The organism is Emticicia sp., assembly GCF_043780375.1.
Taxonomy (GTDB): domain Bacteria; phylum Bacteroidota; class Bacteroidia; order Cytophagales; family Spirosomataceae; genus Emticicia.
The window spans coordinates 1-14,739 of the sequence record NZ_JAYWCU010000020.1; the positions used below are offsets into that span (position 1 = coordinate 1).

Consider the following 14,739-nt stretch of genomic DNA (forward strand, 5'->3'; position numbering starts at 1 on the left):
ACCGTAGCGGTGCTATGCTTTCAAAATTTCCTCAATTTTCGCTTGAAAATCTACTATTTTTCAATCATAAAACACTTTCGCAAGAAGTCTAATAAATAAAAAAATGAAAAAAATATTAATTCTATCAATTCTAAGTTTTTCAAGTGTTTTTGCCCAAAAACCTTCTACCGAAGATGATTTTTATCGCATCGTTACGCTACCTGTACCCGAAGATGTAAAGCTCGAAGTGGGTGGTTTGGCGGTTATGCCCGATGGACGTTTGGGCGTATCTACTCGACGTGGTGATGTATGGATTGTGTCAAATCCCTACATGAAAAATGGTACTGCACCAACTTACAAACGTTTTGCTTCGGGTTTGCACGAATCTTTGGGTTTGGCTTATATAAAAGGAAACCTTTGGGCAACTCAGCGTGGTGAAGTGACAATTTTAAAAGACAATAATGGTGACGAAATTGCCGATGAATATGAGGCTTTCTATAAATTCCCGTTGGCTGGAAATTACCACGAATATACTTATGGCCCAGTTTTATTGCCTGATAATAATATGATTTTTACCTTAAATCTTGGCTGGCAAGGTAAAGGAGTAAGTTTATCAAAATGGCGTGGCTGGATGCTTAAAATTACTCCTGAAGGTAAAATGACTCCGTGGGCAACAGGTTTACGTTCACCTGCGGGAATGGGTGCTTTACGAAATGGAGATATTTTTTACACCGAAAATCAAGGCGATTGGGTTGGTTCGGGTCGCATGACGCACCTTGAAAAAGGAGATTTTGCAGGAAATCCTGAGGGCTTAAAATGGACTTCGGAGGAAGGCTCGCCACTCTTAACCAAAGTCAGCGACATTCCCGATACGCATGAGCCGCTTTATGAAGTTGCCAAACGAGTACCAAGTATCAAAGTTCCTGCGGTTTGGTTTCCGCATACTTTAATGGGAATTTCGACAGCTGATGTCATTGAAGATACTTTTGGTGGAAAATTTGGTCCATTTGAAGGACAAATGTTTGTTGGAGACCAAGGACACAGCAAAATTATGCGTGTTTATTTAGAAAAAGTTGCAGGAAAATACCAAGGTATTTGTTTTCCTTTTCGTGAAGGTTTTCAGTCAGGAATTTTGCGTATGCGTTGGGGGCTGGATGCTTCAATGTTTGTAGGTATGACCAGCCGAGGTTGGTCTTCAACGGGTAAAGATGAGTTTGGCTTGCAACGTTTGGAATGGACAGGGAAAATGCCTTTCGAGATGAAAAGTGTTAAGTCAATGCCCGATGGCTTTTTGATTGAATTTACACAGCCTGTCAATAAAGAAATGGCTAAAAGTCTTGATTCTTATAAAATCAATGGCTTTACATATCAATATCATCACAATTACGGTAGCCCGATAATTAATACTAAAGCATTGAAAATCAAGGCAATACAAGTTGCCGAAGATGGAATGTCGGTGCGTTTGGCGATTGATTCTTTGCGTTTGGGTTATATCCATGAATTACGTTTAGAAGGAATTCAAAATACTGAAAATCGCTCGCTTTTGCACCCTTTTGGCTATTATACTTTGAATAATATCAATACTGAAGTTTCGAAAATGGATGTAGTAAAATATGCAGTTGTTGAGAAAAAAGCAGAAGAACACGCCCACGATATGTCGGCTATGCCAGCGAAAGTAACAAATGTAATTTCGGCGAAAAGAGTAAACGAAATGCCCGCTGATTGGAACGGAAAATCAGACCAAACGCTTATTGTAGGCACAAAACCAGGCTTAAAATTTGATGTGTCGAAGTTCCAAGTAAAAGCAGGAAGCAGAATTCGTTTGGTATTCAATAATAATGACGATATGCTGCATAATTTAGTTATCGTAAAACCAAAAACAGTTGATAAAGTAGGGCAAGCCGCTATAGTCATGGGCTTAGACGGAGCCGAAAAAGCCTACGTTCCAGCATTAGACGAAGTACTTTTCCACACAGGATTAATGCAACCCGAAAGCCAAGAAACAATCTATTTTGTAGCACCAAGTACGGCAGGCGATTATACTTTTGTTTGTACATACCCTGGGCATTATACTTTGATGCAAGGCGTGATTAAGGTAACGAAGTAGTTTTTAGTCGATAGTCGATGGACAATAGTTCACAGTTTTTTGATATTTTTGTGAAATTTCGATAAAACTATTGACCGATGTCCATCAACTATCGACTAAAGAATATGCCCCAAATAATCTCTGAATATGGAACCATCAGAAAAGCGAGTGATTATGACTTGCCCAAAGATTCATTTTCAGAGATTTTTGTTTGTGATAAGACTTTTTTTAATCTTAAAACATTGGCTTTTTCTGGAGCCAATGATTTGATATTTAGTTGTTTAACTCAAAAAGGGAAGGAGCAAATCAAAGTAAAAAATCATGTTGGTTTAATACAAACTACTAACGGTACTCAGATTGAGATTTTGCCAAAATCTTCTAAAAATTCTGCCAAAGAAGCACGAAAAATACTATTCAAAATGCTTCGAGTTTTACCTAATTCTCCTTACCAATCTTTGTCAAAAGCAAATCTCGAAAATTGCCATTTACCTATTTTGGAGATTTTTGTAAATATATTTTTAGATGAATTGGAGAAACTTTTATCGCAAGGATTAGGTCGAAATTATGAAAGACATGAAGCCAATGAGGTTTTTATAAAAGGTAAGATTTTAGTTGCAGAAAACATCCGTCAAAATTATATCAAAAAGGAACGTTTTTTTGTAGTTTATGACGAGTTCTTAGAAGATATTCCTCAAAATAGGGTTCTAAAAACCTGCCTTCAAATACTTAATAATCAATCGGGCGGCGTTCCGTCTTTTACAAATAAAACTCAACAGCGAGTCTTACAAAATCTAACGATTTTTGATGAAGTAAATGCTTCAATAAATATTCAACAAGATTTGATGAAAAGCGACAATAAAAATCGAATTTTTGAACGCTATGATTCGGTCTTAAATTGGGCAAAGATTTTCTTGAATCAACAATCTTTTTCTCCTTTTTCAGGAAAAACGCTTCAATTAGCCCTATTGTTTCCGATGGAGGTTTTATTTGAAAATTATGTTGGTACACATTTTAGAAAACATTTTTCGGAAAGCTATGAAGTAACATTGCAAGACAAAGGTAAATATTTGATAGATAGGCATTTAGAAACTTCAAGGTTTCGTTTAATTCCAGATATTGTGGTTCAGAATCAAAAGAGAATCTTCATTTTTGATACCAAATGGAAACTTTTGAATGACTCAAAATCTAATAAAAATTATGGCATTGAGCAATCGGATTTATATCAAATGTATGCTTACGGGAAAAAATATAGTTCAAAGCAACTTTTTCTGGTTTATCCTGCCAACGAAAACTTTAAATCGCCTTTAATATTTGATTATGATGAAGGTATGACATTGCAAATTTTGCCTTTCGATTTGAATAATGAGACGGTTGCCGAAATTATGAAAATAGAGAATTTGCTTAGGTAGCTCCAAAAGCCCAATTTTCACCACCGACCGATTATGAAAGAAAAAAATTGACAAAAATCATTATCTTGCACCTTAAATTTTCAACCTTCCCTATAAAAATGCCTATTTTACTTACTTTCTTTGCTATTTTGACACTTGTAGTGTTGGTAGCTTATGTCAAGCTTGATACTTTTGTTTCCTTTATCTTAATTTCGATTGCTTTGGGTTTTGCTACAGGAATGGAAATTCCAGCTATTGGCAAAGCCATTCAAACGGGTATTGGCGGTACACTTGGCGACCTAATTTTGATTATTGGTTTTGGTGCAATGTTGGGTAAATTAGTTGCCGAAAGTGGTGCAGCTCAACGCATTACTGATGCACTTATCAATGTTTTCGGCGAAAAATACCTGCAATGGGGCTTAGCTCTTGCAGGTTTTATTATTGGTATTCCGCTCTTTTATAATGCAGGATTTATTATTGTTGTACCACTTATTTTCACCATTGCAGCATCTACAAAATTGCCTTTGCTATATGTTGGTGTTCCGATGCTTTCGGCATTGTCGGTTGCACATGGCTTTTTGCCACCACATCCTTCACCTGCTGCCATCGCACTCCAACTAAAAGCCGACGTTGGACAAACTTTGATTTACGGAATCATAATCGCTATTCCTGCTATTGCGGTTGCTGGGCCAATTTTTGCTCGAACTTTGAAGAAATATAAGCCACAAATTGATGGAAACATGTTTGTGATTAAAGAAATACCTAAAGACAAACAACCTACTTTGGGCGTAAGTTTATTAGTTGCCTTAATGCCTGTTTTTATATTGACTTTTAGCTCGTTTGCAAAGAAGTATTTGCCTGATAATCAGGTGGTTGCACTTATTTCAGAACCCTATATTGGGATGCTGATTTCACTTTTATTGGCTATGTACTTACTTGGAATTAGACAAGGAGATAGTGTAAAAACGGTGAGTAAACAATTGGAAGAGGCTTTCAAAAGTAGTGCAGGAATTCTGTTGATTATTGGTGGAGCTGGGGCATTAAAACAAATATTGAAAGACAGTGGCACGAGCGATTATATTGGTCAACAATTGCAAGGTTTAGACATAAATCCTTTAATTTTGGGTTGGGCAATTGCTGCAGTCTTGCGTATTTGTGTAGGCTCAGCAACAGTAGCTGGTTTGACTGCAGTAGGGATTTTAGCTCCTTTGATTCAGAATCAAGTAGGTATAAAACCCGAATTGATGGTGCTTTCGATTGGTGCAGGAAGTTTGCTTTTTTCGCACCTCAATGATGGTGGCTTTTGGCTTTTTAAAGAATACTTCAACCTTTCAATAAAAGATACCATCAAAACTTGGTCTGTAATGGAAACCATTATTTCTGTCATAGGGCTTATTGGAGTTTTGATTTTGAATATATTTGTTTAAAAAACACCAGTAAATATGCTAAGTGATAATTTAGTGTCTTATTGGTAAAAATAATATGATAATGACCGCAGAAGAAAATTTCGCAAATCTAAATCTTGAATTGCCTCCCGCACCAACGCCAATGGGAGTTTATAAACCTTGTTTAATTGTAGATAATTTTATCTATGTTTCGGGTCATGGTACAGTAAAAATGGATGGTTCAAGAATTATCGGAAGAATAGGGGAGGATATGGACATTGAAGAGGGGAAATTAGCCGCTCGACAAGTAGGTTTGGCTATTTTAGCTACTTTGAAAGCTAATTTGGGTAGCCTCGACCGTATTAAACGAGTAATAAAAGTGCTTGGAATGGTCAATTGTACTTCAGATTTTGAACGCCATCCTTATGTAATTAATGGTTGCAGCGAACTATTTGCTGCAGTTTGGGGAACTGAAAACGGTATTGGCGTTCGTTCGGCAGTTGGTTTTGGCTCGCTTCCTGAAAATATACCTGTGGAGATTGAGGCGATGTTTGAGCTGGCTTGAAAGTTTGTAGAATACAGTTCACACTCAGATAATTTCAAATCATAATTCTAAAACTGAGCTATTAAGAAAATTATATTGGAGAAAATGCTTAAAATCAACAAAGTACACCACATAGCCATTATTGTATCTGACTACCAAAAATCAAAGCATTTTTATACACAAGTGCTTGACTTACAGGTTATTAGAGAAGTATATAGAGAAGCACGAGATTCATATAAATTAGATTTGGCGATTGGTGAAAACTATATCATTGAATTATTTTCATTCCCCAAACCACCTGCTCGACCTTCACGCCCAGAGGCTTGTGGCTTACGGCATTTGGCTTTTGAAGTTCAAAATGTAGAAGAAGCCAAACAAAATCTTGAAGAAAAAGGAATAGAAGTAGAACCAATCAGAATAGATGAATTTACAGGTAAAAAATTCACTTTCTTCGCCGACCCAGATGATTTACCAATAGAGTTTTATGAGCATTAAATTTTAGCGATTGACTCTTAGCTATTCTTTTTATTCACTCATTCACTAAATCAAAACGAGCGGCGTTCCGTTTCACTCATAAGACTATGTGGTATAAAGTTACAAACGAAAACGAGTTAGATTCGCCTTCACTGCTTATTTATAAAGAGCGAGTGCAGCTAAACATCGAAAAAATGATTTCAATTGCTGGTTCAGCCGAGCGTTTGTTTACGCACGTAAAAACCAATAAAATGCCCGAAATCGTAAAAATGATGTTGAATGCAGGCATTACGAAATTCAAATGTGCAACAATAGCTGAGGCAGAAATGACAGCTATTGCTGGTGCAAAATATATTTTGATATCGCATCAATTAGTTGGCCCAAAAATTGATCGGTTAGTTCAACTTCGTCAAAAATATCCTGATGTTTTCATCGCTTCGCTCATTGATTGCTCGGAAAATGCCGACGCTCATCAAGCAATATTTGCTGAAAATAGCCTTGTTTCTGACGTTTTTTTAGATATAAACAATGGAATGGACAGATCGGGGCATTTATTAGATGAGCATGTTTTAGATCTTTATAAAAAACTCAATAATCTGCCGAATCTGAAATTGCATGGCTTGCATGTATATGACGGACATTTACGAGCGACTAATTTTGAAGAGCGTAAACATAACATTGACGCAGGTTTTGTAGATGTAAAGCATTTTTTGGAAATCATCGAAAGTGAAGGTTTACCAAAGCCGATGGTCATCGCAGGAGGAACGCCAACCTTTACTTCGCACGCTTTGCGTAACGAAACTTTTTGTAGCCCAGGTACTTGTGTACTGTGGGATTGGGGTTATGGCGATAAACTTCCCGAACAGCCATTTCAGTATGCCGCTTTGGTGCTGACTCGTGTTATTTCAAAACCAAAAAAAGGATTGATAACAATTGATATGGGGCATAAAGCGGTAGCTGCAGAAAACCCGATTGATAAACGCACTCGGTTTTTGAATTTAGAAAATTATGAGTTTCTCAGCCAAAGCGAAGAACATGGAGTTTTAGCTGTCGAGGACTGGGATTCAATAAAAGTGGGCGATGTTTTGTATGGCGTTCCGTACCATGTTTGTCCAACTGTAAATCTATATGACGAGGCTTATATAGTTGAAAATAAGTATGTTACAGAGGCTTGGCAAGTATTAGGAAGAAAGAGAAAAATTAGTGTTTAATTGGAGTTTTAATCAAAAAACGAATGTCGAAATTTTTCTTATCATTGCAATTTGCCGTTTCACTAAAAAAATAAAAAAGAATTTGGAAAAGAAAAGTATTCGTTTAATATTTACGAAAAAATTCGTCTATTCTATTAACCCAAAATCAACCAAAAAAATGAGTAAATTTGCAGAGGCAGTCGAACTGTATGTAGCACAATCAAACGAACTTGGCTTAGGTCTGAGCGAAGAACTTATCACTACTGTAGCAAAAGGTCTTGGACCTTCAATCTATAATGCAGATTCTTCAAAAGTATCTGGTTCTGACCCAGATGAATTAAATCGCGTGAAAACAAACTATTTGATTAACAAATTAGGCTTATCTGACGGACCAGAACTTGATGCTGCAATAGCTGAGGTAATGGAAAAAATGGGTACTTCTAACCGTAATAAATACCGTGCAAATGTATATGCACTACTTTGCAAGAAATTCGGAAAAGAAAGCATCTATGCTTAATTTTCAAAGATATTTTGAAAAGGCGACGCAGGAAACTGTGTCGCCTTTTTGTTTTAGACGAAAATCATACTCAAAATCCCTATCAACATAATGAGTTTACATACACGACTTAGAAAAGTAAAATCACGTCTTTTATCTGCCCAATAAAGTTTATAAACAAACCATGTAAAAGGAATAAGTCCGAAACAAAAAATAGAGATAAGATATTGATTATCAAGTATATATGCCATCGAGATTAAAATAATGACAAACAAAACGATAAAAATATAAAGTAAGATTTTTGTTCGTCTGAATCCCCAAATAATGGGTAGTGTTCGGCAGCCATAGCGAGCATCACCACGAATATCTTCCATGTCTTTGATGATTTCCCGGATCAATGAGATAGAAAAAGCGAAAAGAGCATAAACGTTGACTAAAAGCGTGTTTTTTTGATAATAAACCGACAAAATTATCAACGAAAAAGCAGTAAGAAAGGCAACTAAAAAATTTCCAATAAAAGCTTTTTTTTTGAACCTTTCGGAATAAAACCAAAGCGTAGAAATGGCTAAAATATTTATTAAAAAGACTTTTAATCCTAATAAAAAACCAATAAAAAGACCCGTAAAGTTAAGAATTTGATGAATAAACATCGCCCAGCGACGTTTAATATATTTGCCAATAATTACTTCTCGTGGTTTATTAATCAAATCAATTTTTACATCGAAATAATCATTAATAATATAGCCCGCCGAAGCAATGCTAATCGTGCCAAAAACAAGCATAAATTGCTTATAATCAAGCAAATAACTTAGCCAGTTTTCTTTTGGTCCAATCAAAAAAATCCTGGCCATGTATTGATTTAATAGCACAATCAGAATGTTCCGAGAGCGTATCAATCGGAAAAAAGCATTGATATTTTCTAAACCTTGAGAAGTTGTCATTATTTCAAAGATACTAAAAAAAAATTGATGGGCGATGTCCAACTGGCAATAGTTTTTTTATTGTAACCTCCTAATTAGAATATTACAATTCCTCAGTTTGACTTTATTCTTAATTTTTTCTTTTTTAAGTATTTGATTATCAGACACTTATGTAATTTATCGAAAATTAATTCTAACCCATCGGGCACTTTACAAATCCTTAATTTAAAAATTTGGGATTTTTTTTGAAAAATTTTGTTGTACTAAATAGGGATAGATAGTCAAGTCCAAAATCTATTTTAAAAAACTATCAATAAGGCTCAATAAAGCATTTATGAAAATTGGAATTGTATGTTATCCTACCTTTGGAGGTAGTGGCGTGGTGGCTACCGAACTCGGTAAAGCTCTCGCAAAAAACGGTCACCAAATACACTTTATCACTTACACGCAACCTGCACGTTTAGATTTTTTCAATGAAAATATATTTTATCACGAGGTAAATATTGCCAGTTACCCTTTATTTCAATATCCACCCTATGAGTCGGCTTTGGCTGGCAAAATGGTTGATGTAGTTAAATACGAAAAATTGGATATTCTGCACGTACATTATGCTATTCCGCACGCAACTTCGGCATTTTTGGCAAAGCAAATTCTCAAATGTCACGGAATTAATATCCCAGTTATCACGACTTTGCATGGTACTGATATAACTATTGTTGGTAAAGATGCATCGCTTGCACCTGTTGTTACTTTCAGTATTAACGAATCGGATGGAGTAACCACCGTTTCGGAAGATTTGCGAAAAGATACTTATGAAGCTTTTGATATCAAAAAGGAAATAGAAGTGATTCCAAATTTTGTTGATTTGGAGCGTTTCAAAAAACAAAGAAAAGATCATTTCAAACGCATCATTTGCCCTAATGACGAAAAACTTTTGGTGCACACTTCAAATTTCCGTAAAGTAAAACGTATTGAAGATATTATTCAAATATTTGCCAAGTTAAAGACGCAAATACCAAGTAAATTGCTATTGGTTGGAGATGGGCCTGAGCGTGGACCAATGGAACAACTTAGCCGTGATTTGAATTTAGGAGAAGATGTGCGTTTTGTTGGCAAACTTGATGCGATTGAGGAGGTTTTGTCGGTAGCTGATCTGTTTTTAATGCCTTCCGAAAAAGAGAGTTTTGGTTTGGCAGCTTTAGAGGCAATGGCCTGCGAAGTGCCTGTAATTTCGTCAAATACTGGTGGTTTGCCAGAATTGAATATTCAAGGAGTAACAGGGTTTTTGAGCAATGTAGGCGATGTAGATGAAATGGTAAAGAATGCGATGTATATTTTGCAAGACGAAAATTTGCCTATTTTCAAGGAAAATGCCTTAGCTCGTGCCAAAGAATTTGATATTACTAATATCGTACCGATGTACGAAAGATATTATGAGAAAGTTTTGAGAGGGGAGGGGTGATATATAATGGAATAAAAAGCAAAAAACGTGCTAAATCATCTCAAAGACGTAATAGAAACAAAATAGGGGTTCAAAATTTTGAACCCCTATTTTGTTTCTAAACAATAATTATTTTTACAAATTGGCAACTGTACGCTCCACAAATTTTGTCAATTCTGCTCCAGACAACATTCCTTGAGCCAATAATCCTAAATCATATAGTTGTTTTGTAAGAGCTTTTTGTGCTGCTACATCTTCAGTTTTCAATAATTTACTTATCAAGTTATGATTTGCATTGACAACTACGTTATTGCCCATCGGCATCATTCCAAACATATCACCTTGACCGCTCACACGCTGCATATCTTTCCAACGACGCATAAATTCGGGTTGTACAATACTCACAGGCGTTTCATCGGGTGATAGTGATTCGATTTGAATCGTATTATTCCCAGCTACTTCTTTGAACAAATCTTCAACTTGTTTTTTCTCATCTTCGCTCAATACACTTTCCAAATTTAGACCTTTATCAATCAATTTATCAATACTGTCCGAATCTACTCTTTTGAAAGTAGTTTTCTCTAATTTCGACTCCAAAGCATTGATAAAGTGAGCATCTAATGGTGAATCAAGCACCAAAACATCATACTCACGTTTTTTGGCGGAAGCAATAAACGCATCTTGCTGATTTGCGTCATTGGCATATAAAAATGTAACCTGCTCTTCTTTATTTGTCTGATTTACTTGTACTTTTTCACGGTATTCGTCAATTGTAAAGTGCTGACCATCAACGTTTTTAAGTAAAATAAATTCTTTTGCACGGTCGTAAAACTTTTCATCCGATACGATTCCGTATTTTACGAATACGCCTACACTTTCCCATTTTTCTTCAAAACCTTTGCGGTCGGTGCGGAAAAGCTCTTGTAATTTATCGGCAACTTTTTTAGTAATGTGCGAATTGATTTTCTTTACATTGCCATCGGCTTGCAAATAACTACGAGAAACATTCAGCGGAATATCTGGCGAATCAATCACGCCATGAAGCATTTGCAAGAACTCTGGAACTACATCTTTTACATCGTCGGTAATGAAAACCTGACGGCTGTATAATTGTACTTTATCACGATTGAGTTGGAAGTCTTTCTTAATTTTCGGGAAGTATAAAACCCCCGTTAAGTTGAATGGATAATCAACATTAAGGTGAATCCAGAAAAGTGGATCTTCACCAAATGGATACAATTCTTTGTAGAATGCTTTATAATCTTCATCTGTTAATTCAGAAGGAGATTTTGTCCAAATTGGAGTTGGATTATTAATTACTTTCCCATCAAATTCTATCTCAATTGGCAAAAATTTAGCATATTTCTCTAAAATTCCACTGATTCTAAAATTATCCAAGAATTCTTCTGAATCAGTTCCAATATGCAAAATTATGTCAGTTCCACGCTCTGTTTTTTCTACTTCCGTAATTTCAAACTCAGTGCTACCATCGCAAATCCAACGAGCAGCGGTTTCATCACGAAACGATTTGGTGATGATTTCTACATTTTCAGCAACCATAAACGCCGAGTAAAAACCTAAACCAAACTGTCCAATTATTTGATTGGTATCGGGTGTGTCTTTGTATTTTTCTAAGAATTCTTTTGCTCCCGAAAATGCAATTTGATTGATGTATTTTTTGATGTCATCGGCATTCATACCAATTCCTTTGTCAGAAATGGTGATAGTTTTTGCCTCTTTATCAACCGAAACTTTGATTGTTAAGTCGCCCATTTCTCCATCAAATTCACCCATCGAAGTCAATTTTTTTAACTTTTGGGTGGCATCAACCGCATTTGAAACCAACTCACGCAAGAAGATTTCGTGGTCGGAATAAAGAAATTTTTTGATGATTGGAAAAATATTTTCCGTGTTAATCGAAATTGTACCTTTTTCAGCTACCATAATTTATTGACATTTTTACATGAATACAAATCTTTTGCTACTTTTAAAGCCAGCGAATTCTATTCCTCAAAGGCTGTTCCAAAGCTTAGAAAACTGACAGATTGGCAGTTGTTGAAAATTATTTTGTACAAAATCATACTAATAATGGCTAAAATGATGTTTATTCGGGGAGTAAATATTACAAAAATCTTAAAAAACTAACGTGAAAAAACTCCTAATCATCTGCACTTTTTTTGCTAATTGTACACAATCTTTTGCCCAAGCCGAATATCACACGCCTTTCAGATGGGATATTGGTATGCACTATGCTCGTCCGAGCAATTATGGTGTTGGTATAGGCATATTTACTGAACCTAAATATTTGATAACTGATAATTTGTCGGTTGGTGTAAGAGCGGAAGCAACGGTGCTTGGGCGATTGAAAACAAATGCTTCGCAAGATGCGGGCGGTTCACTAGGTTGGGTTACATCGTTTTTGGCTATATCGGATTATCATTTTGGAGAAACCAAGATTCGCCCGACGATTGGTATTGGGGCTGGACTTTTCCGCCCGACCGCAGCATCTTATAGTAAAGGAGATAAATATCCAGAATTGGCTCGTGGAAGTAAATTTGGCATTTCGCCAAGAATAGGATTAGACATTTGGCATTTCAGATTATCTGCCGACTACAATTTTATTTTCGGACAACGAAACCTCATTGACGGGCAAAGTATTGACCTCAACCAAAATCATTTGAGTATAAAACTAGGAATTTTCTTTGGCGGGGGAATAAGGGAGGAGTAGGAGGTTGGTGAACGGATATCAGTTACTCAACTTCCCGAAGGTTATAAAACTTTCGGGAAGTTTTTTTATGGATAAACTTGAATGTGTGCCATTTGGTAGTTGTCTTTGTGCATTTGGAAGTAACTCCACCCAAAGATTTGTCTCCATTGACTATTATTACGTTTCAAAATTCCTGATGATAGTATTTTTAAAGTAAAATATGAATTAGGTGAGTCTCATTTATCCGAAAGTTAATTATAATTTGTAGCAAATAGTAGCTTGGAGAGATTCAAACTTTACTTAATGATAAATAATTAGGCAAATATCTAAATATTATTGTTGTTTTCTTGCAAGATTCATTTTTGTTATTTAACATTGTGTCGTAGTTCAGTGAAACTACCAAATGTTCAAATAAACTTTACTAAAATGAACCCTCAGACAAGAGAATTACCTGCCGTAGGAATACCTACCACGCTCGATGATATTGTATTCGAGCATCGCAACAAAGCGTATGGAGCTTATGAGCTTCGTACTGGTTACACTGCCAACTTAAATCGAGCTTTTTGGATTGGTATTGGTTGTTTTATGCTCATACTCCTGACGAATTTTATTTTTGCGAGACAAAAAGACAAAAATTTGGCTGAAACTGGAATTATTATTGACCTTCAAAAAATTCCAGATGAAAAAGTGCCTGAAATTGAAAAGCCAAAAGAAATAGAACCACCAAAAGAGGTAGAACAAGTGAAAACCATTGCCTATTTAGTGCCAGAAGTAGTTGAAGAAACTCAAAATGAAACACCTCCACCTACGCAAGATGCTATTGAAGTAGCTGTGATTAGTGATAAAACTCAAGAAGGACGCGTGTCAGAAAGTATTTCAGAAAGCCCACCTGTTGAAGTTCCAAGTGCAGCAGTTAAAGCGGTAGAAATAGTAGAAAATAACCTGCCTTTTACAAGTGTTGAAGAAAATCCCTCTTTTATGGGTGGAGTTAAAGAGATGTATAAATTCTTGGCACAAAATCTCAAATATCCATCTGCTGCCCAGCGAGCAAATATCCAAGGAAAGGTATTTTTAAAGTTTATTGTAGAAAAAGATGGCAGTATTACAGGAGTAGAAACAATGAAAGGTATTGGATTTGGCTGTGATGAAGAAGCTGCTCGTGTAGTAAAATTGATGCCAAAATGGATAGCAGGTCGACAAAATGGAAGGAATGTAAGAGTTGTATTCACTATTCCTGTTTTTTTCAAATTGGACGATTAGATATTTGTATAATTATTGTCAATAGGTTTTATATAGACAGTATATAAAACCTATTGATTCTTTTAACCAACTCGAACTTATGGCACTAAAATTACTTTTAAAGAAATTTATCACTTGCTTCATTGCTGGACTAAGCTTTGCCGCTTTATTATTAGTTTTTGGAAATAGTGGAAATATTCCGTGGTTTCCTCCCGCAATTGTTTTTTCATTGGTGGGTATTTCGTTATTAATCGCATTGATTTTTCCTTTTATTTGGCAGTTTTTAGAGAATAAACAAAAAATAAATTCAGATAAAATCTATGGGCTTATTTATACTTTCATTCGATTTGTAATAGCTTTCAATTTAATGAGTTTTGGCTGGAAAAAGGTTTTTGGACTTCAATTTGTTGTACCAAATGAAATTGCAAGCAAACCAATGAACCAACAATCAGGTGAATGGCTTACATGGTATTATTTCGGTTATTCTCTTACTTTGGGACTTATCACTGCTGCCATTCAAATTGTTGGTTCGTATTTATTATTGTTTCGAAAAACTATGCTCTTGGCGGCAATTATACTTTTTTCATTCATGCTCAATCTGACTTTAATCAATGTTTTTTATCAGATGAACGCTGGAGCTTTGTTGCAATCTATTATTATTACTATCAGTATTTTGTTTCTAATCTTGCTTGAATATGACCGACTTATTGCGTTTTTCTTGAAAACAAAATCTAATTTACCGTCAATTTCCTTAATAAATATTTTCACTAAAAACATCATTCGATTTTTATTACAGGGTTTGTTCATAAAAAAAAGATAGGGATTCAAAAAGCTGATATATTTGTTTTAGGAACTAAACATCAATTTATGAATCCCCCCAAAACAAACTT

At 35.5% G+C, this 14,739-nt stretch carries 14 protein-coding genes; 11 read left to right on the forward strand and 3 right to left on the reverse strand.

All coding sequences use genetic code 11. The features are described from left to right. The first annotated feature begins 103 nt into the window (after positions 1 to 103). The 7 genes from ACH2CJ_RS01640 to ACH2CJ_RS01670 all read left to right on the forward strand — a co-directional run bounded on the left by ACH2CJ_RS01640 (position 104) and on the right by ACH2CJ_RS01670 (position 7,563). Positions 104 to 2,086 carry a plastocyanin/azurin family copper-binding protein gene (locus tag ACH2CJ_RS01640; RefSeq protein WP_394990330.1) on the forward strand — a complete coding sequence of 661 codons (1,983 nt, stop codon included), beginning with the start codon at positions 104 to 106 and terminating at the stop codon, positions 2,084 to 2,086. 104 nt (positions 2,087 to 2,190) lie between these two features. After that, positions 2,191 to 3,474 carry an McrC family protein gene (locus tag ACH2CJ_RS01645; RefSeq protein ID WP_394990331.1) on the forward strand — a complete coding sequence of 428 codons (1,284 nt, stop codon included), beginning with the start codon at positions 2,191 to 2,193 and terminating at the stop codon, positions 3,472 to 3,474. Between the two features lie 98 nt (positions 3,475 to 3,572). Next, positions 3,573 to 4,880, forward strand: coding sequence for a gluconate:H+ symporter (locus tag ACH2CJ_RS01650; RefSeq protein ID WP_394990332.1), 1,308 nt, complete (start codon positions 3,573 to 3,575; stop codon positions 4,878 to 4,880). A gap of 55 nt (positions 4,881 to 4,935) precedes the next feature. Further along, positions 4,936 to 5,403, forward strand: a complete 468-nt coding sequence (locus ACH2CJ_RS01655; RefSeq protein ID WP_394990333.1) for a RidA family protein — start codon at positions 4,936 to 4,938, stop codon at positions 5,401 to 5,403. 84 nt (positions 5,404 to 5,487) lie between these two features. After that, positions 5,488 to 5,877, forward strand: a complete 390-nt coding sequence (locus ACH2CJ_RS01660; protein WP_394990334.1) for a VOC family protein — start codon at positions 5,488 to 5,490, stop codon at positions 5,875 to 5,877. A gap of 86 nt (positions 5,878 to 5,963) precedes the next feature. Then, on the forward strand, positions 5,964 to 7,067 hold the full coding sequence (locus ACH2CJ_RS01665) for a D-TA family PLP-dependent enzyme (protein ID WP_394990335.1): 1,104 nt from the start codon (positions 5,964 to 5,966) through the stop codon (positions 7,065 to 7,067). A gap of 157 nt (positions 7,068 to 7,224) precedes the next feature. Next, the gene (locus tag ACH2CJ_RS01670) at positions 7,225 to 7,563 is read left to right on the forward strand and encodes a DUF2853 family protein (RefSeq protein WP_394990336.1); all 339 of its coding nucleotides are present in this window, start codon (positions 7,225 to 7,227) and stop codon (positions 7,561 to 7,563) included. 53 nt (positions 7,564 to 7,616) lie between these two features. On the opposite strand, the gene ACH2CJ_RS01675 is transcribed toward ACH2CJ_RS01670, so the two are convergent. Next, positions 7,617 to 8,483, reverse strand: a complete 867-nt coding sequence (locus tag ACH2CJ_RS01675) for a geranylgeranylglycerol-phosphate geranylgeranyltransferase (protein WP_394990337.1) — start codon at positions 8,481 to 8,483, stop codon at positions 7,617 to 7,619. A 313-nt stretch (positions 8,484 to 8,796) separates the two neighbouring features. On the opposite strand from ACH2CJ_RS01675, the gene bshA reads away from it, so the two are divergent. Continuing rightward, complete coding sequence (bshA, locus tag ACH2CJ_RS01680; RefSeq protein ID WP_394990338.1) at positions 8,797 to 9,924, forward strand: N-acetyl-alpha-D-glucosaminyl L-malate synthase BshA; 1,128 nt, start codon at positions 8,797 to 8,799, stop codon at positions 9,922 to 9,924. A gap of 114 nt (positions 9,925 to 10,038) precedes the next feature. On the opposite strand, the gene htpG is transcribed toward bshA, so the two are convergent. Continuing rightward, a complete protein-coding gene (gene htpG, locus ACH2CJ_RS01685) occupies positions 10,039 to 11,847 on the reverse strand; it encodes a molecular chaperone HtpG (RefSeq protein WP_394990339.1) in 1,809 nt (602 codons plus the stop codon). A gap of 202 nt (positions 11,848 to 12,049) precedes the next feature. Here htpG and ACH2CJ_RS01690 point away from each other — a divergent pair, with 202 nt between their 5' ends. After that, the gene (locus tag ACH2CJ_RS01690; protein ID WP_394990340.1) at positions 12,050 to 12,631 is read left to right on the forward strand and encodes a hypothetical protein; all 582 of its coding nucleotides are present in this window, start codon (positions 12,050 to 12,052) and stop codon (positions 12,629 to 12,631) included. An 18-nt stretch (positions 12,632 to 12,649) separates the two neighbouring features. Here ACH2CJ_RS01690 and ACH2CJ_RS01695 read toward each other — a convergent pair whose 3' ends face one another. Then, entirely contained in the window at positions 12,650 to 12,778 is a 129-nt protein-coding gene (locus tag ACH2CJ_RS01695) for a hypothetical protein (RefSeq protein WP_394990341.1), read from the reverse strand. 258 nt (positions 12,779 to 13,036) lie between these two features. On the opposite strand from ACH2CJ_RS01695, the gene ACH2CJ_RS01700 reads away from it, so the two are divergent. Both ACH2CJ_RS01700 and ACH2CJ_RS01705 read left to right on the forward strand, forming a co-directional pair. Next, entirely contained in the window at positions 13,037 to 13,870 is an 834-nt protein-coding gene (locus ACH2CJ_RS01700; RefSeq protein ID WP_394990342.1) for an energy transducer TonB, read from the forward strand. Positions 13,871 to 13,949: 79 nt separating this feature from the next. After that, positions 13,950 to 14,669 carry a hypothetical protein gene (locus ACH2CJ_RS01705; RefSeq protein WP_394990343.1) on the forward strand — a complete coding sequence of 240 codons (720 nt, stop codon included), beginning with the start codon at positions 13,950 to 13,952 and terminating at the stop codon, positions 14,667 to 14,669. Positions 14,670 to 14,739 lie beyond the last annotated feature (70 nt).